General features: G+C 47.5%; 17 protein-coding genes and 1 pseudogene. 8 read left to right on the forward strand and 10 right to left on the reverse strand.

What is annotated here, in order from left to right:
- Positions 1-14: 14 nt before the first annotated feature.
- From QZW47_RS28640 to QZW47_RS28655, 4 genes are all read right to left on the reverse strand, one after another.
- A complete protein-coding gene (locus QZW47_RS28640) occupies positions 15-236 on the reverse strand; it encodes a hypothetical protein (RefSeq protein WP_293135393.1) in 222 nt (73 codons plus the stop codon).
- A gap of 128 nt (positions 237-364) precedes the next feature.
- Positions 365-2,818 (reverse strand): CHASE2 domain-containing protein, encoded by a 2,454-nt coding sequence (locus QZW47_RS28645; protein ID WP_293135397.1) that lies wholly within the window; start codon positions 2,816-2,818, stop codon positions 365-367.
- Positions 2,819-2,843: 25 nt separating this feature from the next.
- On the reverse strand, positions 2,844-3,773 hold the full coding sequence (locus QZW47_RS28650) for a DUF1822 family protein (protein ID WP_293135400.1): 930 nt from the start codon (positions 3,771-3,773) through the stop codon (positions 2,844-2,846).
- Positions 3,774-3,804: 31 nt separating this feature from the next.
- Positions 3,805-4,446: a hypothetical protein gene (locus QZW47_RS28655; protein ID WP_293135403.1), complete on the reverse strand. Its 642-nt coding sequence runs from the start codon at positions 4,444-4,446 to the stop codon at positions 3,805-3,807.
- A 3-nt stretch (positions 4,447-4,449) separates the two neighbouring features.
- Between QZW47_RS28655 and QZW47_RS28660 the strand changes: the two genes are divergently transcribed.
- The gene (locus QZW47_RS28660) at positions 4,450-4,845 is read left to right on the forward strand and encodes a hypothetical protein (protein WP_293135406.1); all 396 of its coding nucleotides are present in this window, start codon (positions 4,450-4,452) and stop codon (positions 4,843-4,845) included.
- A 398-nt stretch (positions 4,846-5,243) separates the two neighbouring features.
- On the forward strand, positions 5,244-6,665 hold the full coding sequence (locus tag QZW47_RS28665; RefSeq protein ID WP_293135409.1) for a CHAT domain-containing protein: 1,422 nt from the start codon (positions 5,244-5,246) through the stop codon (positions 6,663-6,665).
- A 318-nt stretch (positions 6,666-6,983) separates the two neighbouring features.
- Here QZW47_RS28665 and QZW47_RS28670 read toward each other — a convergent pair whose 3' ends face one another.
- Positions 6,984-7,298, reverse strand: a complete 315-nt coding sequence (locus QZW47_RS28670) for a hypothetical protein (RefSeq protein WP_293135412.1) — start codon at positions 7,296-7,298, stop codon at positions 6,984-6,986.
- 55 nt (positions 7,299-7,353) lie between these two features.
- Here QZW47_RS28670 and QZW47_RS28675 point away from each other — a divergent pair, with 55 nt between their 5' ends.
- Positions 7,354-9,465: a hypothetical protein gene (locus QZW47_RS28675; protein WP_293135415.1), complete on the forward strand. Its 2,112-nt coding sequence runs from the start codon at positions 7,354-7,356 to the stop codon at positions 9,463-9,465.
- A 439-nt stretch (positions 9,466-9,904) separates the two neighbouring features.
- Here QZW47_RS28675 and QZW47_RS28680 read toward each other — a convergent pair whose 3' ends face one another.
- Positions 9,905-10,858, reverse strand: a complete 954-nt coding sequence (locus QZW47_RS28680; protein ID WP_293135417.1) for a hypothetical protein — start codon at positions 10,856-10,858, stop codon at positions 9,905-9,907.
- A gap of 6 nt (positions 10,859-10,864) precedes the next feature.
- A complete protein-coding gene (locus tag QZW47_RS28685; RefSeq protein WP_293135420.1) occupies positions 10,865-12,487 on the reverse strand; it encodes a glycosyltransferase family 39 protein in 1,623 nt (540 codons plus the stop codon).
- 1,263 nt (positions 12,488-13,750) lie between these two features.
- Between QZW47_RS28685 and QZW47_RS28690 the strand changes: the two genes are divergently transcribed.
- The gene (locus tag QZW47_RS28690; RefSeq protein WP_293135423.1) at positions 13,751-15,832 is read left to right on the forward strand and encodes an iron uptake porin; all 2,082 of its coding nucleotides are present in this window, start codon (positions 13,751-13,753) and stop codon (positions 15,830-15,832) included.
- Between the two features lie 172 nt (positions 15,833-16,004).
- Here QZW47_RS28690 and QZW47_RS28695 read toward each other — a convergent pair whose 3' ends face one another.
- Positions 16,005-17,255, reverse strand: coding sequence for an FIST N-terminal domain-containing protein (locus QZW47_RS28695; RefSeq protein ID WP_293135426.1), 1,251 nt, complete (start codon positions 17,253-17,255; stop codon positions 16,005-16,007).
- 472 nt (positions 17,256-17,727) lie between these two features.
- Here QZW47_RS28695 and QZW47_RS28700 point away from each other — a divergent pair, with 472 nt between their 5' ends.
- The 4 genes and pseudogenes from QZW47_RS28700 to QZW47_RS28715 form a co-directional block, all read left to right on the forward strand.
- Positions 17,728-17,964 carry a Calvin cycle protein CP12 gene (locus QZW47_RS28700; RefSeq protein ID WP_293135429.1) on the forward strand — a complete coding sequence of 79 codons (237 nt, stop codon included), beginning with the start codon at positions 17,728-17,730 and terminating at the stop codon, positions 17,962-17,964.
- A 499-nt stretch (positions 17,965-18,463) separates the two neighbouring features.
- Positions 18,464-19,084, forward strand: coding sequence for a DUF3177 family protein (locus QZW47_RS28705; protein ID WP_293135432.1), 621 nt, complete (start codon positions 18,464-18,466; stop codon positions 19,082-19,084).
- Positions 19,085-19,227: 143 nt separating this feature from the next.
- Positions 19,228-19,383: a hypothetical protein gene (locus QZW47_RS28710; protein ID WP_293135435.1), complete on the forward strand. Its 156-nt coding sequence runs from the start codon at positions 19,228-19,230 to the stop codon at positions 19,381-19,383.
- Positions 19,384-19,478: 95 nt separating this feature from the next.
- A pseudogene (locus QZW47_RS28715) lies at positions 19,479-19,793 on the forward strand (transposase); the annotation flags it as partial.
- Here the strand turns inward: QZW47_RS28715 and QZW47_RS28720 are convergent.
- Together QZW47_RS28720 and QZW47_RS28725 are read right to left on the reverse strand one after the other, a co-directional pair.
- Positions 19,780-20,256 (reverse strand): hypothetical protein, encoded by a 477-nt coding sequence (locus QZW47_RS28720; RefSeq protein ID WP_293135438.1) that lies wholly within the window; start codon positions 20,254-20,256, stop codon positions 19,780-19,782. The pseudogene QZW47_RS28715 and the gene QZW47_RS28720 overlap by 14 nt on opposite strands.
- A gap of 1 nt (position 20,257) precedes the next feature.
- Positions 20,258-20,446 (reverse strand): hypothetical protein (locus QZW47_RS28725; protein WP_293135441.1); only part of this gene is annotated, 189 nt, incomplete at its 5' end.

Genomic DNA, 20,446 nt, shown 5'->3' on the forward strand with positions numbered 1-20,446 from the left:
CCGAATCAAATCATTTATGCAGTACGGGTATTGGCTCTATTCATGAAGTTATTTATGTCCTCACCGATGTGGCGGTTGCTATAACTGAAATATTCCGCCGCCAACTTCTCGCCGCCCAAAACCTCCAGCCAGCCGTACTCTACCCTTAAGCTGGCAATAATTTGCTGTGTTAGCGCTAATTGAGCATTATTGTGCCAAGTTAATTGACAATTAAATATTTTAGATAAAAAAAGCAATTATTAAAAATTTGCCCAACACTAAAATCAGCACCTCTGGGTTGATAATTTTAAACGATATCTATTTTAGACTAGGCTATATATCGATACGGGGTGAGGATTTATCCTTTGTCTACCAACGCTTTTTATCAGCCCTCAAAGCGAGATCGATCGTACGCAAACAACATACCACCCGTAGAAACCACAGCGAAAATTGAAGGAAGTAAAGGCATCCAGCCTCCGAAAGCCAGAATCACGATCGCACCTTGATACAGCAAAAAAATCATAGCACCAAGAGCGATCGCCAACACCGAGAGCGATCGCCCGCGCCCCACCAACAACCCGCCAGTAACAGCCACCAACCACACAAAAATAGCATCTCCCCACTGTATCCCTTGCGATTGAGGCAAAACCCACAACAGCGGCCTTTTATCAATCGCAGCGCTGAGAATTTGACTCACCATATGAGCATGAATCCACACCCGCGGCATTTTACCGAAAAGAGTATCCGACTCATCGCTAGAAGCTTGGGAAGTGTGGCCGATCAACACAATTTTACCTTTGACTAAATCAGAGCTTATTTGGCCAGATAAAACTTCTTGAAGCGTCACTTTCAAAGCTGGTTTGCGATTAGCGCGGTAGTTGAGCAAGACTTGACTGACTGGCGAATTTAAATTTTGATAACCTGCTGTACGAGCCGCCAATTTTGGGAAAGTAACGCCACCAATTCGCAACTCTTGATTCTGAGTTGTCTCTGGTGCAATCCCTCGACTCTCCAAAAACCGCAAAGCTAACAGCAAGCTGAAGCTGTTGGGAGCCTGACAATTTTCAGTTAAATTAGGAAAATTCCAGTTATAAGACAGAGGTTGACGGCGAATGCTGCTACCTTTTTCGTGGCGCGCTTCATCGTTTGGTAAATTGCTAAAACTCAGTTGATTTATCAATTTACCTTGAGACAATTCCGGTGGTGCATCGTATATTTTGGTATCGCCGTAGCTGCATATAGTAATATTATTCGGATTGTTCTGAAACATAGAAATTAATTTTTGCCTTCCCGACTCTCGGCTCGCCGAGCGGTGCATATTCAAACCAATTACTAAAGGTTGAAACTGCTGCAATTTTTCCATTGCCCCTGCTAAAGTAGCATCGTTTTGAGGATAGCCGTACTTCTCAACATCCTTGTCTGTCACTTCCACAACCAACAACCGCTTGTCAATCGGTTCAGCTTGCCGCTGGCTCAGGAGTCGATCGAGCATTGACAGTTCCCACGGCTGCATCACCCCCAGAGAGCGCGTTTGCATCACAGCAAAGGTACAGCCCAAACTCGCCAAAACCAACGGCTTCAAGCGCGAAAAACCCTTAACCTGCGGTTTTTTCGGAGCAGGCACCGCAGGCACATCCGGCGCAGCCACAGGCGCATCCGGCAGCAAAAAATCGTTCCAAACCGCCGGCACCGCTGTCGGATGCTGCCAAATTACAGGCAACCAACTAGCACAGGGAAAATTCTTTTCCTTACTCTCCAACCTGCGCCGCGCTTCCCCCGCTGCTGCATACAGAGATTTGCCATTTACAAACTCTTTCAGAAAACACTTTAAAAATTCCTGAGCTACCACATCCGGCACAAACTCCCGCATTAAAATCATTTGCGGAATCATCTGAAAATCATGTAAATTTCTGGCCAAGCCCAACCCATCGCAGCAATTAAAAATTGCCAGTTGCAAACCCTTATCCACAGCTTTTCTCAAGCCGCACCACAACTCATTAATTGTTAAAAAATCACTTTTGTTAATATAAATTTTTCCAATATCATCTTGAGTGTCCCCGTGGCCTGCAAAAAATATTATATCCCAACATTGATCCCAAAGTTCCTCGTTAATTTCGTCCGGTTGCGGTTCAACTAAAAACTTCACCTCAGCATCGCGAGACAAATTCTCTAAAATTTTCCGATCCTTCGTGACATCAATCCCAGCGCTGTTTCCCAGAATCGCTAAAATCCTCACCTTAGACTTGCGGACTGGTTTTTGCGGACTTTCCCTAGTTATATAGTTGAATTTACTCAGCGAATGTTCTGCCTTCGGAAATCTTTTAAACAAATCCCACAGATTCCAAGGCAGCTTGTGCAAGTGCTTGTCATCGGTACAAATCAGCACCCTCGCTTCTTCATCAGGATTTAAATTATCGCCAATCAGCCTCTCCACTTCCGCAAACTCAGGAGCATCCAGCCAATTATTCAGCATCTTCGCGAGTTGTTTGCCGGAGTCTTTGCAATCTTGCACAGGATTTCTGTTGCTAATCCGGCCAGGTTTAATCCGAAAATACCATCCTTTAATATCAGATTTGACAGCAGTTTTGGGTGCAGTTTCGTGCAAAAACGGGTAAATTAAATTAACTAATTTTTGCGGGCGGTGGCGGGAATCCGCGCCCAAAATGCGATATTCTCGCCAATGTTCTTCCTCAAAAGCCGCTATTTGGGGGTTGGGAGGCAATTTTTGGCTGGCGGTACAATCAATCAACGGAAATTGATTGTTTTTCCAAATTTGGACTGTACAGCGAAAACCTTCTTCGCAATTTCCGTCTAACTTGAGTAAAATTAACTTATCCATAATGCAAACCCCCCATTCATTACGATTAAATGGCAAACTTTTCAGTAATGCTGAAATCGTCTAAAGCCAACTTGATACTAAAATTTTCTCCCGGTTCTGCCTTCAATTCAAATATCAACTTTTCGGTTTTATTTGCTTTAGCTTGCATCACGGTTTCGCCTCCACCATCGATCACCATCAACTGCAAATCGCTGGGCAGATTGGTTTGACCGTTTGTGGGATAAACCTCTATCGAAATATCGATATCCGGTTCGTCTGTTGTCATCAATCCCACAAATAAAGCTACTTGCTCTTTTCCCCGCTCTAAGTTAAGCAATTTGCCTCGCTTGACTGGCAGAGTTTTACTGATAGAAGCATGGCTTGCTAAAACTTGAGGACTGCGGAAAGCGAATTGCAATTCGGGTTTTGACTCGAACAGCGTTTGTGCTGTCTGCCAACCGGTATCAAAAACATTTTGCAACCACTGACTGAGATTTACAGGTTTGAGTCCGTCTAAATAGTCTAGCAGTTGGTCGATCGATTTTAACTCGGTCACTGGAATTTGTTCTCGATCGGCTGTTGGCACAAATCCCAGCAACTTCGCGTCAAGGAGCGATTGAGCTATCTCTACGGCGATGTAACCAATTCTGTCCGATCGCACTTCTGTCGGAATCGAGACAAAATCTTCACCCTCGCGCATCCAGCGGCACTCAAATTTGCCAATATTTTTGACATCCAAATCCGCGACATCCATAAATTTCTGAACTACAGGATTCCAAATATCGCTAGCGGCCAAATCAGTCTCTATTTCCATGCACTGAAAGTAAAAATCGACTGCGTGCACTGCCAAAGCATTCAGATAAACCTGTTTAGCTTTTTTCGAGTCACTTTGTTGCTGGGAAAGGGTTTGAGCGCTGTGGTGTGCTGCTGGGGCGATCGGAATTGTCCAAACAAAATCAATTGGTGTATTATTCATGATCCATCTCTGCTGTTTGCTGTTAAATGTCCTATAAGTATTCTCTGAATCTGGGCGTGAATTTAGCGAAACACCTCCGGTAAAAACTGCTTAAAGTTGAAACACCTACCCCCAATTCGGCGGATATCTGCTCCCAACTTACATCTTCTATCTCTCTCTTCACCAGCAACAACTGAAAATTGACCTGCGGGTGCTTTCTACTGACTTCGCCTTTGAAAACATCCCCAGGATCTTCTTCAATCATCTCGATCAGAGCTTTGGCGAGTCGGTCGGCTTCATCTTCCTGTTGATTGGTTTTCCCATCAAAAAAAGCATCGATATCTTTATAGTATGAACGTTTGAAGTCGCTGCGACCTATAACTCTAGGTGTAGCTTGTTGAAAACATTTAATCATCAAGAAATTCACCCACTGGCTCACCTCTTTTTCCGGTCGGTAGTTCTTAATTTCCCGACAGATGCGTAACATTAAATCTTGGTAGGCTTCTGCACAGATTTCCTGATAAATTTCCCGGGTGAAATTGAGATTTCTGGGAAAATTTACAATTTTATATGTTTGAATGTCCATTACTAATGTACTTACAGCTTTCTGTCGTTCAACAGTTTGAGGTTGGTGATTTTGAGCAGCTATGGCTAGCTGTTTTAGCCGATCGTCAATTTCATCCTTACTAGGCATCTCTTGTTCCAAGGGTACTCAGAAAAATGGTCTGCAACCAGCGATGCAGGCTGCTGGAGTTCAGCTAATTCTCTCACCAACAGCCCCTGTGCGGCGGCTACCGGGAGAGCGATCGCCTCCTCTGCAATGCCTTCTATTCGTTTATCTGTCGGGATCTGCGATTTTTACGCAAAACCCAAGGTAATTTACAAAACTTTACATAAATCGCCAATTTCTGGGTTGCGGGGGCTGGAGTTGGTGCGTCAGGAATCAAGCGGTGCTTGTGACACAGCCTTACGGAGATGTTTGGCGTTGGTGTGGAATGTTATAAGTAGAAGAAAGAAGAAAGAAATAAGAAGGAAGAAGGAAGAAGGAAGAAGGAAGAAGGAAGAAGGAAGAAGACAGGCAGGGCAAGCTTGAAAGTAATTCATATTTGATGTTTAATTAAGTGGATTTAGTCGATCGAGTAGCGGTAGGGTGCGTCGCACGAGAACAATTCCTCGCATTTCACGCCAGATATCATAGATCCGCACCTTACACATTGGGCGGACGAAACAAACTCAACAATTTTACTGTAGCAAGCTTTTTTCTAAATGGTATAATTCATATTTGATGTTTAATTAAGTGGATTTAGTCGCTCGGGCTTGCAGCACAGTTAAGTATTCGCATATAGCGCCGCCAACTGCCCTATTAATGCCACTTCTAAAAAAGAATGTAACTTGAGGAAATCTCCAAACCTTTATTTAATCGGTTATTCCCAATTCTTTAATCTTAAATCCAAAAATCGCATATCGAAAAAGGCACAACCGTCCCAAATCATGCAGCACCAATCTCAGCAGCACCGCCAAAAACACGCGACTCAGAAAAAACTTAAAACAGCTATTTTTTACTGGTTGACAGCAATATTTTTCTGCTGGAGTTCCGCGAACCTCGCGACAATTGCCCAAAAACCAGACCCAGGCGGACTGAACGGGCAAGAAATGAGAAATTTGCTCGATCGCGGAAACCTCACCGAAGCCGTCAGCAGAATCGAAAAAGACTGGGAAGAAGACTATCAAACATACTTGCAACAAGACTTTGCCACCCGGGAAAAAACCGCCCAAGCAATATCAAAAACTCTCTCGCGCCTAGCAGTTCAAACCAAGAAAAAACCAGCTTTAATTTACGCCATCCCGCGTACAGATCAACTAGAACTAATTTTAATCTTGCCCGATCGCCCGCCCATACTCCGCAGCGTTCCGTCAGCCAAACAACAGATACTGCTGGCAGCAGTCAAAGAATTAAGCAGCGAAATCACCAACCAAGTAAAAATCAACACCACCAGCTATCTCGAACCAGCCCAAAAACTTTATCAATGGATAATTTCACCCCTAGAAATCGATTTGCAACTCGCAAAAATTGAAACATTGCTGTTCTGCGTCGGCGAAGGTTTGCGAACCGTACCCCTAGCAGCAATGCACGACGGAAAGCAATTTCTGATCCAAAAATATAGCATGGCGCGGATTCCGGCATTCAAGCTGACAGACATCAATTATGCCGATCTCAAAAACTCCCAGGTATTAGCAATGGGAGCAGCAATTTTCTCGGAAACGGCGAACAAAGAACCGCTCCCGGCAGTCCCGTTAGAATTAAGTGCGATCGCCCGACAGTGGCCCGGCCAATCCTTTGTCAACGAAGATTTTACCATCGTCAACTTGCAATCGCAGCGACTGCAACAAAGATACGGCATCATCCACCTCGCCACCCACGCGGAATTCCGCCCGGGATCTGCTGATAACTCCTACATTCAATTTTGGGATACGCAACTCAAATTTTCTCAAATGAAAGATTTGAAATGGAACAATCCGCCGCTGGAACTGTTAGTATTGAGCGCCTGTAGAACAGCTTTGGGAGACAGAGAAGCGGAACTCGGATTTGCCGGTTTAGCGCTGCAATCGGGAGCAAAATCTGCCCTCGCCAGCTTGTGGTATGTGTCAGATGCAGGGACTCTGGCGCTGATGACTGAGTTTTATCAGCAGTTAAAAGTCAGCAAACCTCAAGCTCCTCCAATGATTAAAGCTGAAGCTATGCGACAAGCACAAATTGCGGCGATCGAAGGTAAACTCACCATCGAAAATCGGCAATTGCGAACTTCTCGGGGCGAAACTTCTTTACCTCCCTCTATTCCCAAACTCGACAGCAAAGATTTATCGCATCCTTATTATTGGGCTGCTTTTAGTATGATTGGCAGTCCTTGGTAATGGTGAGGGAGAAGCAGGCTCTCCGGCCTATTTCACAATGCGATATCTGTAGGGAAACGGCATTGCTCAAGGCGTATCAAATTAAGACTAAAATCTTTGATAGGACTTATGCGCGGGTAGTCAGAAACCGGGTTTTTTAGAGAATACTTGGTTATGATGCGCTGATTTCTCCAAAAACCCGGTTTCTTTGTCGGAGTGCGTCTAGGAATGCGCGGGTGGTCAGAAACCGGGTTTTTTAGAGAATACTTGGTTATGATGCGCTGATTTCTCCAAAAACCCGGTTTCTTTATCGGAGTGCGTCTAGGAATGCGCGGGTAGTCAGAAACCGGGTTTTTCCCTTGAATACTTGGTTGTGATGCGCTGATTTATCCAAAAACCCGGTTTCTTTGTCGGAGTGCGCCCAGGAATGTTTGATAAAAGTCGATCGCCCCCCTGCGAGCGATCGCACTTCACGAGAATTCTCAGAAATACCTGTAGGAAAACGTTGTTATATTGTCCGGGGCGGGTCGATCGGGCGCAGGGGGGCGATCCAATAGCTGCAAGCTTCGCTCTTGGGGCGATCGGGTTTGTTGACTGAGACCAATGATAGGCTATAAAACATAAAGTAATTAAATATCTGTAGCTGTCGCTCAAGCAACCACTGCCAACCGGTGACGAATCAAGCGGGAGCATTTAAGGGAAAACAAACATGAAAAAATTAGAATTTTTGCTACAGAAAGAAGGCGATCGCGCCTGGTTGCCCTTAGAAAGCCCCGACGTGGAAATTCTAGAAGGCAAATATCGCGTCGTTGCTCGGATTCAGCACCCCAACACCGACATCGAAATTCGCATCACCCACACATCCTTCGACGAAACAGCGCCCCAGCGCAAAGTCCAAAGCAGATATGCCCGCACCAATCCCGAAGGATTAGTCGTGATTATTCCCTACACGCGTCTGAAACCTGGAATGTGGGAACTCTCCTGCTTGCCAGATCCCAAATCAACCCCAGCAAAACCTTGGCAGTACGGGGTGCAATTAGAAGTATTGCCCGCAGAATCGGAAACCTCCGAACCCCTGCCGCCAGAATTCTCCGAAGATGCCACAAGCGCAGCCCCAGAAAATGCTTCCTCTGTCGATCGCGCGACGCCACAAATCCCCGCACCAGTCGATCGGCCCGCACCGCCCCAAATCCCAGCAGCCGCATTAGCACCCCAAACGACCAAAATCTATCAATTCCCCCTTCCCCAAACTCCTCAGCCGCCCAAACCCCCAGTCCAACTCGAACTCGAACTCGTGCTCGATCGAGAAACCTTCGTGACTCAACTCGGCCGCCCCTTAATCATTTCCGGCAAAATCGACATTCCCCAACCAACCCAAAAAACCAGAAAAACAGCAACTCTCATCCCCGAATCCCAAACCCTAGAACTCCAAAAACTCATCGGTTCAGCACAACTACAAATTTACCTGCGCGATCCGCAAACCTCAAAAATACTCGCCCAAATCGAGCAGCCGATGCCAGAACAAGCTCCCCCCTGCATCTTTGCCTGCGTCACCTACATCTCAACCGAGTGCAAAAGCCGCCTAATTTTAGGAGAAGCAATACTCAGCAGCGGCGGCGTCACCCTAGCCACCAAACTATTCACAATTACAGCCCGTTTAGAGCATCTTCTTGAAGTAATTAAAGAGAATTTCATCGAAGAAAAGCATCAAGCCGAACCCTCAGAAACAGCAGCCCAACCGCCTCGGAGCGAAACACATCCATCCTTCCTCCGGCTAGTACAAAAATCCTTAGATTTGCCATCCCCAACCAATGAATCCCCAACAAATGAATCGCCAAGCAACGAATCTCTACCGCCTCAACTGAATACCCGTCAGACTCCCAGTGCCGGCGGTCTAGAATTGCCTGCATTCGGTAACAAACTGCCCGACAGCAGCCGATCGCAATTGCTATCAGAAATCTCCAATTCCCCTAAAACTACCGCAGGGGCGATCGACCAACCAGCCAAACCTTTAGACCTGCCAACAGCCCCAGAAACGGCCGATATTCGGGCGATCGACCAAAAACCCGAAAATACCCCAGAACCACAAATAACAGCCCCAGAAACTCCGCCAGCACCCTCAAAACAAGCATTTCAAACCCTCAAAGTCGAAAATAGATTTTGGTCGAGGCTGAGTTCCCTAGCCAGCAACGGCGAATCCCCCGAATGGCTCAAAGCAACCACCCTGTCGCCAACTCCAAAAGCCACCAGCAATAGCAGCGACGGCATCGCCACCGTGGCAGAAAGCAGCCTCACCGAGCAGCCACCCGCAGCCAGCGAAACCATTGCCGAACCCGAACATACAGGCCCAGAAGCCAGAGAATTTGTAGTTTTTGACGAGCCCCCGCAGCCGAGAAAAGCGGCTGAAAAAACTGCAAAACTCGAAACAGAAGTAACTCCCCCAACTCCCTACGTTTTGCCAGAAGACGAGTTAGTACCGATGCCGGTTCTGGAATTGCCACGCGCCGACATCCTGGCGGGCCAGGCTGTAACAGTGAAAGTGCAACTGCCGGAATTAATGCCCCGAATTTATGTAAAAGTGTGGGTGTTCGATCGACAAACCTACCTAATTCTCGACGGGCCGCGCTGGATTACCGAATTTACAGCTACCGGGCTGGGAAATATGCGATCGAGTATCGAGTTAGAGATTCCCTACGGCTGCATGGAAATCGAATTTGAGGCGATCGCCGTGGAAATGCAAACTCAGCGGGAAAGTCACAAAGTCAGCGTTCACCGCCAAGTTTTGCCCCCAGCCGGCCCCATTTTACCTCTGCATGAGTGAGCGGGCGATCGAGTCAAATGATCTGAATTTGGCGGCGAGAAATCTAGGAATAAGCTGTTGCGGCATTTAAATTGTATATCAAAAAACCATCAAAGTCTTGTGGGGTGGGCGTCCCGCCCGCTCTGAATATGCAATTTAAATGCGCGACAGCATATTCCCGATTTCTCGCAGCGCGCGTGCCAGTCTCGATCTATAGCAACCTTCTCGGCGGTTAGGACATAAATAACTTCATGAATAGAGCCGATATCCTTACTGCATCAAACCATTGATGCCCGTTATGCAACTGTCAACTCTTCGACTTCGCTCAGCGCAAGCTGTCAACTCTTCGACTCCCCTCGACTTCGCGGGCGGGCAAGTCGCGAGCGCGCAAGCTGTCAACTCTTCGACTCCCCTCGACTTCGCGGGCGGGCAAGTCGCGAGCGCGCTCTTCTGTCAACTGTCAACTGCTATACTTACCCGCCAACTGCCGAAACTTCTTCTTAAACTTATTCTTATACACGTAGATCGATCGCTGCCAATCCTCAACTTGCAGCGACATCTGGGCGGCCAAACCCGTGCGCCCCCAAGCATCTTCCTGACACTTGCGGCGGCAAAAATTCATCGGTTCCGAGTAAACTTTAGATGTCGATAAACTCGGTTTCGGCCCGCACCAGTGAATCACAGTCGCCGAGGCGCGATCGCCCGCCAGCCCGCTTGACTCCACCGGAAACCGCTTTCGCACCAAATCCTGGTCAAAATCCGGCACCAACAACTGCATATCCACACTCTGCACTCGCAGCCGGTTTTCTTGCGCCGCCCGGAAAATCATAAAGTTTAAAAACCCCATTTCTCCGTATTTAAATATCTGCGGATGCGCCGCCGTAAAATCTAAAATTTCTACGTATTCTTCCAAGCTAAAAATGTCGCGCTTCGCAAAAAAAGTACCAGTACAAAAATAGTTAGCTTTAAATTTCTGCCAGTTAAAACTGGGGAAATACTTCTCAACGCCCGGAATGTCAAAGAAAAACTTGGAAACATCTGCATCCGAGTTTTCCTGACAAGGTTGGTCTACAATAAAATCAAAGTCTTGAAAATTAGCAAACTTGAGAACATCGCCCCAGACGATCGTATCGGCATCCAAAACCAGAAAATTCGACCAAGGGCTTTCCCAGAAAGCAATCATTTTAGTTTTACCCCAACCAAAACTTCTTTTCCTGAGAACCTCTTGGGACACCGTTGTGCGATCGATAACTCGCACGCCGTAGGACTTCTCCAAAGCGCTCACAGAAAACGTACCGTCAATCAACAGACAAATCGGCACATCTCCCAGAAAATATCGGATGCTAGCACAACAACCCTTCGCAAACAGATAATCCTGATCGCAGCAAGCAATAATTATACCAAAATCTTCCATAAACCCTCACTCTTTGACTAACTTTCCCACCCACAGCGTTTGGGTGTTTTGTTTTGACAGCAGCTCTATTTTTGAATTCTGCTTTTTCGCCAGCTTAGCACTAAAATTCTGCGATCGCCCGTAAACAAAAACATCACTAAAACCGCTGGGAATCTTGGGTATAGTTGGCGCCTCAAGCAACTGAGCTTGACGGCGCGCTGGCGCGTCGAGCAACACCAATTGCAGCACAACTTTTGGTGCTAACAAATGACTCATTGACAGTATATTTCCCAGACTGACTTCCGAGATTTCACTGACAACCAGCGGCTTGGTAGCGCGATCGATTTCGCGAGCAATTGCGGGATTTTCCCGGCCCCATTCCTTAGTCCACCAACTCTCAGCTTGACAACTAACAGCATCCGACAGCACAGATCCAGTTAACAATACAACCGTCAGAACTTTCCAGACGTGCCGTTGGCCCGCCGGCACCCCGGGCGCGCTAATTTTAGTCGCTAACAGGTAAGCAACAGCTATTTGCATCCCCAAATAAGTCGGAAATAGATAGCGAGGTTTAGTCGATCGGATTCCTCCCAATATAACATCCGGCAACATCACCGCCAATGCTGTCACCGCCACCAGCACCAACACAAACAGCCAAACCTCTTTGCTCGTCTCCGAGCACAGAAAATAAATTGCATACCCTACGATTCCCACTAAAATTAAAGTAGCAGCAGCCAAGGCGATCAAGTATATTGACGGCGCACTAGAAGTTAGCCCAAAATCCCAAAAAATGCGACCGACATTTCCCGCCCAATTGTTAACTAAAGATAGCCTGCTCGTTTCTAACTCGGCCCAAATAGTCGCCCCTGCTGCTGCCTTTTTATTAGTCAATAAAATTACCAACCAAGGTACAAAAGCTAGTAGAGAAAAAGATGTAGCTATCAAGTAATTAAAGACTTTCTTGTTAAACCTAAAACCTTGAGTTACCAATACATAAAATCCGTGTCCGATCGCAACCAACACGCTAAACAAGTGAGTGTAAATTCCCAAAATAGTTGCTGCTGCGTAAATAGCCCAACTCAGGTTAGTTTGCAGCCGCATTGCTCGCAGCAGAGACGCACAAGCAAGCAAAATCAGCGCCGGCCACAAACTGTAAGGACGGGCTTCTTGAGCGTAGAGCACGTACAACGGAGAAACGGCTATCAATCCCACGGCTATCTCTGCCACTTGCGGCGCTGCAAACAATTCTCGGCACAGCCAATAGACACCGGGAAACGCTAACAAACTCATCCAAACAGAGAAACTTCTGGTCGAAAAAGGAGAATCACCGAATACTTTTGCCCAACACTTGACTGCCAAAAAATACAGCGGTGGCAGTTGAGGTTCTTCAATTGCCAAACTTTTAACTGTATCGCCCCAATTTTTGGTCGAATTGGAGCGTTGATATTTCATCAAATCTGGGGATGCTACTAACTGGCTGCTGGTAATTTCTTGCAGCACTTCCGTTTGCGTATATCCCGAAATCCGCAGCGAAGTAAATACTTCGTCGTACCAATAAAATTTCTTGTCTATATTGACAAAGCGAAAAAATAATCCTAATAGCAATAATGCCAATACAAGTAGCCGAAATTTGCTTTTGCTCGAAGTCATACTGGATTTCAAATAACATAGATGCACCCATCAGGTAATATACCATATTAAGTCAGATTTATGGCTAAATTTACAATTTTTTTTTCGCCCATAACTGGCGCCATTGAGTTTTACGCTTCGCAAATTAGCGTTTTAGTCGATGCACTCGTTACTCTCAGATACAGGGTTTTTGAATTTGGTTTTCGGTGGCGCGCCGGGGTAAAAGTTATTATTGTTTTAGATGAGGCTCTGCAAATAAATAATCCTTATTTGTTATGGCATCCCAATTGTGCCTCTCAACTAATGCTACAGTTAACGCTCTCAATATTTATGTGATAATTTCGTTTTAAGACCTCAGAATTTTGATGTATAAACCAGACAATCTCCAACCCACAATCTACAAATTAAAACCTCCAATCGTATCATCCGGTTGATTGGTGCGGCAATAGCATTGGAGGGAATGATAATTTTTCAGTATCATAAGTCACATAAAAAATGTGATTTAAAAAACATCGGCGGTGGCGAAAAAATCAGAGGAGGTGAAGCGCCAGACAGCAAGGAGGCAAAATTCTGATTTCCATTCACAGAGATTCATTAGGCGATCGCTGCCAGAGCACAAAAAAATTGTGTTACGATAACGATGAATTAAAGCAAGCGAGCCTTGTCAAAAATGACGATCGCCCGGGCAAGTCCCGACACCCTGGTGTATCGCAAAACCCAAATTGGTCAAGCTTGAAATTTCGCGCTCAACGCGGTACATCTACCAGCCTTGAGTCCTCCGTTCCCCACCCCGGGCCCAAAAATCGCCCCGTGCGGGCGGCGAGGTTTAAAGTTAGGTTAAAAAGCTTGACATAACAGGAGAGAACGCTGTATAAGGGATGCGACGCGCAGCCCTAATCCTACCTATAACTAACTGTCTGTTAAGTCTGGCACTGGCAAGGACTCAAGCGTATTTGTCAGTTTGAGGCAAATTGTGGCCTCACTCGTACAGCCAGTTGTCGATCGCAGCTACAGCAACTCAAGGAAGTCTGGCGCTCGATCGATGAAATTAGCAAGTGATGGTATAATCTACCGTAATGTTATGTGGGCTTGACCTGAACTGAAGCTTTGGCCGTACAAGGGGCCAGCCCCCTAGGTTCAAACAGGAACTAGACACGCCTGCTGTGAATCAACAGTCATGGATAGGTTCTATTCTGGCAGTTATTGTCAACAGGCAAGCAACCACAAAAATCAGCAGTTGGGAATTGCCGATCGAGTTGAATAGAGTGTGAAGGTGTGAGGAAAATGAACAGAACTTTGTGGAATTTACTTTTAGTATCCCCGGCAATTCTGGGGTTATCATCAGTCGTCAGTGCCGCTGCGATCGCCGCCGAAGCCCCAGCAACCGCTGAAGCCAACCAGCTAGCGACAGCCAAGCCATCCGAATCAAAAATTGTAGCATCAGTTGCAGAAACAGCAGCAGAAACAGTTGCAGAACCAGTGGCAGCAGCCCCTGCTACCACAGAAAAGCTGGCTTTAAACAGCAGCGCCCCGGCGGCCGAAACCCCGATCGCCAGCTTTGCAGACGCCCAAAAACTGGCAGCAATCGCACTCCCAACCAGCGCCACAGCACTGCAAACCGCAGCCAGCGAAATTAACGCAGCAGCCCCAATCGCTCCGTCCACCACAGCGCCAGCGACTGAACCCCTGGCCGCAGCAGTCACAGCCGAACCGTCTGCCCAAGCATTAGAATTGGCAGCGCCCAGCAGCCCGACAGCAACCGCTGCAACAATAGAAGTGCCAGCCTCCGCCGCTGTCGCCCCAGCCGCTAAGGTAGAAATTGCTCAAACAGCACCCACCGGCATGGGCGGCCCGATCGTCCCAGCAGCACCCCAAGCCCTGCCGGCCGAACCATCAGGAGCCATGTCCCAAGTGACATCGGTTTCTCAGCTCTCCGACGTGCGGCCGACAGATTGGGCATTCCAAGCCCTGCAATCCCTAGTCGAACGCTACGGTTGTATCGCAGGCTATCCCGACGGCACCTACCGCGGCAACCGCGCCCTGACTCGCTACGAATTCGCAGCCGGCGTCAACGCCTGCTTAGACCAAGTAACCAAGCTAATTAGCTCGTCAACAGGTACCTTCGTCACCAAAGACGACTTAGCCATCCTGCAACGCCTGCAAGAAGAATTTGCAGCCGAACTCGCTACCCTGCGCGGACGAGTAGACGGCTTAGAAGCTCGCACCGCCGAACTCGAAGCCAACCAATTCTCCACCACAACCAAACTGGCCGGAGAAGCCATCTTTATCGCCAGCGACACCTTCGGAAATGGTGTCGGGCTGCACGACGACAAAACTGTCACCAACCTCGGCTACCGGGTGCGGTTGAACTTCAACACCAGCTTCACCGGTCGAGACTTGCTCAGAACCCGCTTGCAAGCTAGAAACGTCGCCAACTACAGTACAGCCACCACCACTGGTACGAACATGGCTCGCCTCGCCATTGACGGCGAGGACGGCACTCAGTTCTCCCTCGACCAATTGTGGTATCGCTTCCCAGCAGCCAAGGCGACAGTATGGTTCGGCCCGAAAGGACTCAGACTTGATGACGTTGCTGAGCTGACTGCTCCCTTGGAATCGAGCGGCAGCGGTGCTCTCTCCAGATTTGGACGTTACAACCCAGCAGTGTTCCGCGGCCCCGAAGGAGCCGGTGCTGCTATCAAATACAACTTCGGCCCCCTGAGAGCCACAGCAGCCTATCTCGCGTCCGAAAATAATAACGACGCTGCCAATCCAGCCAGAGGCCGGGGCGTTTTCAACGGTTCTTTCAGCGCTTTGGGTCAACTCAACTTAAATGTCACGAATGCCATTGACGTTGGTGTCAGCTACAACCGCAAATACAATCGCGCTGGCGATGTTGGCATCATGGGGGGTACGGGCAGTGCCTTAGCTAACCGCCCCTTCGGTCAATTGGCTACTGTATCCGATAACTATGGCGTGCAACTTAACTTCAAACCCAGCACCCGCTTCCAGCTTGGCGGTTGGTACGGTTACACCAAGGCTCGCGAAGAACGCGGCGGCGGCAGCGACATGAATGCTCCTCGCGGTAAGTCTACCGTTCAAAACGGTGCGCTGTTCTTGGCGCTGCCAGATTTTGGCAAGAAAGGGAACCTCCTCGGTTTGATCGCCGGCATACCCCCGAAAGTTACCGAGAGCAATTTCGCCAGAGACCGCAACACCTCTTATCACTACGAGGCTTTCTATCGCTTCCAAGTTACTGACTTTATTTCGGTGACACCGGGCGTTTACGTAATTACGAATCCCGAGCAAAACAAACGCAATGACAATATCTGGGTAGGAGTCCTGCGGACAACCTTTAGTTTCTAAGGTTTCCCGATATCTAGTTAGACCTAAAAGCGGCAGGCGACTGCCGCTTTTAGTTTTTGGTCAACAGTCAACAGTCAACAGTCCACAGTCCACAGTCAACAGTCCACAGTCAACAGTCAACAGTCAACAGTCAACAGTCAACAGTCAACAGTCAACAGTCAACAGTCAACTGTTATGAGTTTTGGCGACAGATACCGAATACGGATGTGTATCCGTGCAGAAATGTGCTGCCTCCGACTGGGCCGATTTCGCCGTTGCAAAAAAAGCCGCTCAGGGGGATGTTTTTGAGGTATTGGCCGAACAGTTGCGAGTCAAAGTTCGACTGGCCGTAAAGCCCTTCACCCCGCCCCAGACAGGAGAACATCAAGGCGCCGGCGCTGGATGTACCCCTGTCTTCGGCTGCCCGCTGGTGTCGATCGAGCAGCACTTCTAAGTCTTCTGCGGAGGTGCGCGCGTCCCGCAGGTGGAATTGGATGCGCTGTCCGGGACGGACTCGATCGCCGATCGCAATTGCCCCGACTTTCGGATCTACTCCCAACAAATTGCGGATTAAAAAATCTCCCGGCTCTAATGTCATCTTGAATTCATCGCTGACTAAGCCGACAAATAACGAATGCTGCGCTAATTCTCGGTCTGCTTCGCTCAAGGTTTGAACTAACTCTCGCAGGGCTTCTAAGGGCGATCGCTCGATGCCCCTGCTGCCGCTATCGTCAGTTTGTTCTTCGAGTTTGAGCAAAATATTGCGCTCTCCTTCCGTCACCCGATAGGGATGCCCGATCGGTCTACAGCCTTGGGCCACGATGGTTTCGAGAACGATATTGCCACTCAAAGCAACTCCCACCGTTCCTTCTCGGTAAAGTTGATAGTCGCAAAACAGCGCCGCGCCTCTGGAACCGTCGCCGCCGGCGAGCCCTCCTACCTTCGGCGCGCCCGGATAGGCATAATCTAGCCCTTGCAGCAAATCGTTAATCTTTGCTGAAAACGGGTCTGCCAAGATGATAAACTGCGGTTCTTCCTCGGCGGGTACGCCCAACAGATCCACCCAAGTATCCGGGGGGCTGTCTAAGTCCGGCAGTTCTTCTCCACTGACGTGAAAGGTTCTGACATTCACGGACGGTAAGCGTGCCAAACTCAGGCTGACTGCGGGCGCTCCCTCGACTTCTTCCGTCATGCCGCCCCGGTTGGTGCCGATGACTCCTCCCCCGCCACAGCCCAGAATCGCCGGCACTGGCAGCAGTTCTTGCAGTAAAGGCATCAGCCGAGAATACTCGCTGGCAAAGGCAGACGAGATAAATATCAGCGCTAAATCTGCCGGGCCGTCTAATTGGCGATCGGCTTGTTCTACAACTTCCCTCAGGGCTGACTCTAAAGACGGACGGGTTGATAAGGCGCTGACCCATTGCATTTGGTTTGGCTTGTCCATCAGGCTAACTTCTCTATAAAACTATCTCTATACATTAGGCTAACCGCAACTGGCCGCTGGCGGGACGGTTTTCTGGGGCGATCGATTCGGCTCCTTGGCTGCGATCGTGTTAACATAAGTTAACATGAGTCAAGCATCAATCTGTTTAGTGTTAAATGCCACGTTCAGCTAAATCTTAAAAGATAAAGCTCAATACAGTTTGACACGCCAACTTCATGTAATGTTTTCATCAAAAGTAAGGTCAGCTCGACCTGCCTTGATACCTGCGGACTAGAACCGGGTGACGGGTTCTGTGTCAAGCAGGAATTAGAGACGGCTGCTGCGATCGCAGTTATGGATGGGTTCTATCTCGGTAGCAGCAACTTTTAGAGCGCATCTCAAGCTAATATTAGCTGGGTCGCCAGGCCGCATCTGCCAATCAAACACCAACTAACATCCAAAAAGAAAACCTTTCTTACTTAATAAGGTGAATATGACAACAACACCCGCGGGCAACATCGAAGAAAAAATTGAAGAAGAACTAGACAACGCTCGTACCGTCTGTGACGTGAAAGGCGCTACTTCCGGCGAATGTGCGGCAGCTTGGGACGCAGTTGAAGAACTGCAAGCAGAAGCTTCCCACCAGAAGCAAGTCAAACCTAAAAATTCCTTTGAAAAATATTGCGACGACAATCCTGACGCTGCTGAGTGCCGCATCTACGACGAATAAACGACCAATTTAGCTCCATGTCTGCCCTCCCGCGTCAAACTTTAGATTTTGACGCGGGATTTTTGTATGGGTTAAAACTCTTGGTAATGGCGACATTTATAGCCGAGTATCAAAAAGGTGAGGTACAAGTTTAGATTGAAGAATTTGAGATTTGAGATTTGAGATTGGGGGATTGAGGGATTGGTCAATACCTCATATGAGAGCTCGAATTGCCATACCTTCTACAGCAATCTGCTCGGGATCGGACAGTTGTGGAAGCAAAACCAGACTGAAAAATAGACGCGGAGATAGCGGGGGATAGCCTCGCCTCGCTATCACAAAAAAAGTGTTGGCGATCGCGTATTCGCCAATATCCTGTATCGACTACAAACAGAGAAAGCCTCCAAGTACCTGGAAAGTGCCGCAGCAACTGGAACATTAAGAGTGTTTTACAGTTGCTGATTTTTGAGATTTTTTATAGTAAAATACGTCACAAATAAGTGAGTATATTTTTCCTAAAATGTTGAGTCTTTTATTGGCAGCCACCGGGCCTTGGTTTCAACCACTTGTGTGGATGGATTACCGGTTATCTGTGCTATTAACCGTTTCGATCCCGCTGGTAGTGCTGATTTGGGCTGTTTGGGCAAAAGCTGAGGCGATCGCCCGTTTGTTGATAATTTATTTGCGGGTGGCGAGTTTGCTGGCAATTACACTTTACCTGATGATGGCGGCGCTGCCTGTGAGCTTTGTGTCGTCGCTGATCGGGAGGGCTTTGATTCCTGCTTGTCTCTGGTTTTGGGAAGATTTAAATGATGAAATTGCCGATCGCCCGCAATCGTCTTTGAAGCTGGCCTTTACAGCTTGGCGCTGGGCGATTACTGTTTATAGCACTTTGGGCGCTCTGGCTCAAATTCCCTTCTTAAGCTGTGCGTTTAAATCTCAAAGTCAGGTAATTGACGAACCTTTTTGCCGCATTTGGTTAGACCCGCCTTGGCTGTACAGACAGATGTTTCACGCTACGGCTAACCCTCAATTTTTGGGATTGTTGGGTCTAATAGGTTTAGCAATTTATGTACTTTACTTGTCATATTTTGTCCTAATTAAAATGGGAAAACAAGGCAGGTCAGCTACTGGAAATTAACTTAATTTTCCTGAATAATTTTCCTACTGAATTTCGGCTAAAATCTTCAATAAAAAATTCACAAAAATAGGACGCCTTTACGAAACAATCAAAGTAACAAGAGGATAGCTGACGTGAGTGTAATGTTATTGGAAAAGACTGTGATGGATAGCAAAGAGGCGTATTTACAGTGCTTAGAAAAGTTGATTTGGGCGCTCAATCGCCTCAAATCAGAAGTTGAACCAACTGAACTCGGTCGGATTGCCGAACTGATAGTTCAGCCGATGACTGAGTTGGTTTCTGCGTCGAGGACTTCGTAAAGGGAAATTGGCTGCTGTTTCCCTTTGAAAATTACTCTGTCTAAAAAACGGATTCAAAGTCTCGGAAAGAGCAGTAAACGTATCAATTCAGGCAGGGGATTGAACATTTTGCAACGAAGTTTGGAAAGACAGCTATTGCTGTTCCTCCTCAATATACAAGTCAGAAATGTAGTCAGTGCAAAGCCATTGTCAAAAAATCCCCGAGCACTCGTACTCACATCTGCCAATGCGACTTGGTATTGCATAGGGATTGGAACGCGGCTCTAAACATTTTGCTAACAGCAGAATCTAGGGAAGGACATTCCCAAAGTAACGTTAATGGAGTTGGAACCTCTACACTACTTGGTGCAAGCCTGGTAGAGCAAGTTCTGACGATGAAGTTAGAATCACCGCTCCTCAAGGAGCGGTGAGTGTCAACATAAAATGGCCCAGCCGCCGTGATTCCCAAATCGCCCTGAAAAATGTATAGATTTCAGTCCAGACTGGTTGTTCTGCTGCGGTGGCTCTCAGGTACCAAGGGCGATCTCGCAAATCATAATTCGGTTCAAAACGCAACAGTTTAGTGCGATTTCCCAGAGCATCTAAGCCATAAAAAGAACGGCGAGGAAAGTTTTCTGTAATTTTGGCAGCTAATTCACCAGAGTCTTGTCTCTCAACTCCAATAAACTGACCTTGTTTTGTCCCTAAATAAATTTGGCGCAACGACGAAAATATTTGTATCTGATGCCAAAAGTAACCTTCAGTGGCCTGCAAATCGTCGGGCTTCAGGTTTCCGACATTAGCTGCACCAGCGTTGAGTTCGGCGATGGTGTGAGGTTTGTCCAAGTAATTTGCCAGGTGTTCTTGAATGCGCCCGCTGATTTCGCCCTGCAAGTTATCTGCCAGTTTTTGAACTGCTTTTTGTCCGTTTTTGAATGACAGGTATCCAACTATACTTAGGGCTTGCTGAAAAAGTCAGAAAACGGCATTTACAAAGATGAGTGAATTTGCGATTACCTTGACCTGATAAATTTTGCTCATATTGTTTGGGCGAAATATAGCTTTTCCTGATTGTTAAAAGCCG

Origin of the sequence: Microcoleus sp. bin38.metabat.b11b12b14.051 (genome assembly GCF_013299165.1) — a bacterium.
In the GTDB taxonomy this organism is placed as follows: Bacteria; Cyanobacteriota; Cyanobacteriia; order Cyanobacteriales; family Microcoleaceae; genus Microcoleus.

Coding starts and splice junctions, on each gene's coding strand:
- QZW47_RS28675 (WP_293135415.1), top strand. CDS start 7,354: ATGAAAAAATTAGAATTTTTGCTACAGAAAGAAGGCGATCGCGCCTGG.
- QZW47_RS28700 (WP_293135429.1), top strand. CDS start 17,728: ATGACAACAACACCCGCGGGCAACATCGAAGAAAAAATTGAAGAAGAA.
- QZW47_RS28665 (WP_293135409.1), top strand. CDS start 5,244: ATGCAGCACCAATCTCAGCAGCACCGCCAAAAACACGCGACTCAGAAA.
- QZW47_RS28680 (WP_293135417.1), bottom strand. CDS start 10,858: ATGGAAGATTTTGGTATAATTATTGCTTGCTGCGATCAGGATTATCTG.
- QZW47_RS28645 (WP_293135397.1), bottom strand. CDS start 2,818: ATGGATAAGTTAATTTTACTCAAGTTAGACGGAAATTGCGAAGAAGGT.
- QZW47_RS28655 (WP_293135403.1), bottom strand. CDS start 4,446: ATGCCTAGTAAGGATGAAATTGACGATCGGCTAAAACAGCTAGCCATA.
- QZW47_RS28690 (WP_293135423.1), top strand. CDS start 13,751: ATGAACAGAACTTTGTGGAATTTACTTTTAGTATCCCCGGCAATTCTG.
- QZW47_RS28695 (WP_293135426.1), bottom strand. CDS start 17,255: ATGGACAAGCCAAACCAAATGCAATGGGTCAGCGCCTTATCAACCCGT.
- QZW47_RS28710 (WP_293135435.1), top strand. CDS start 19,228: ATGGATAGCAAAGAGGCGTATTTACAGTGCTTAGAAAAGTTGATTTGG.
- QZW47_RS28685 (WP_293135420.1), bottom strand. CDS start 12,487: ATGACTTCGAGCAAAAGCAAATTTCGGCTACTTGTATTGGCATTATTG.
- QZW47_RS28650 (WP_293135400.1), bottom strand. CDS start 3,773: ATGAATAATACACCAATTGATTTTGTTTGGACAATTCCGATCGCCCCA.
- QZW47_RS28705 (WP_293135432.1), top strand. CDS start 18,464: ATGTTGAGTCTTTTATTGGCAGCCACCGGGCCTTGGTTTCAACCACTT.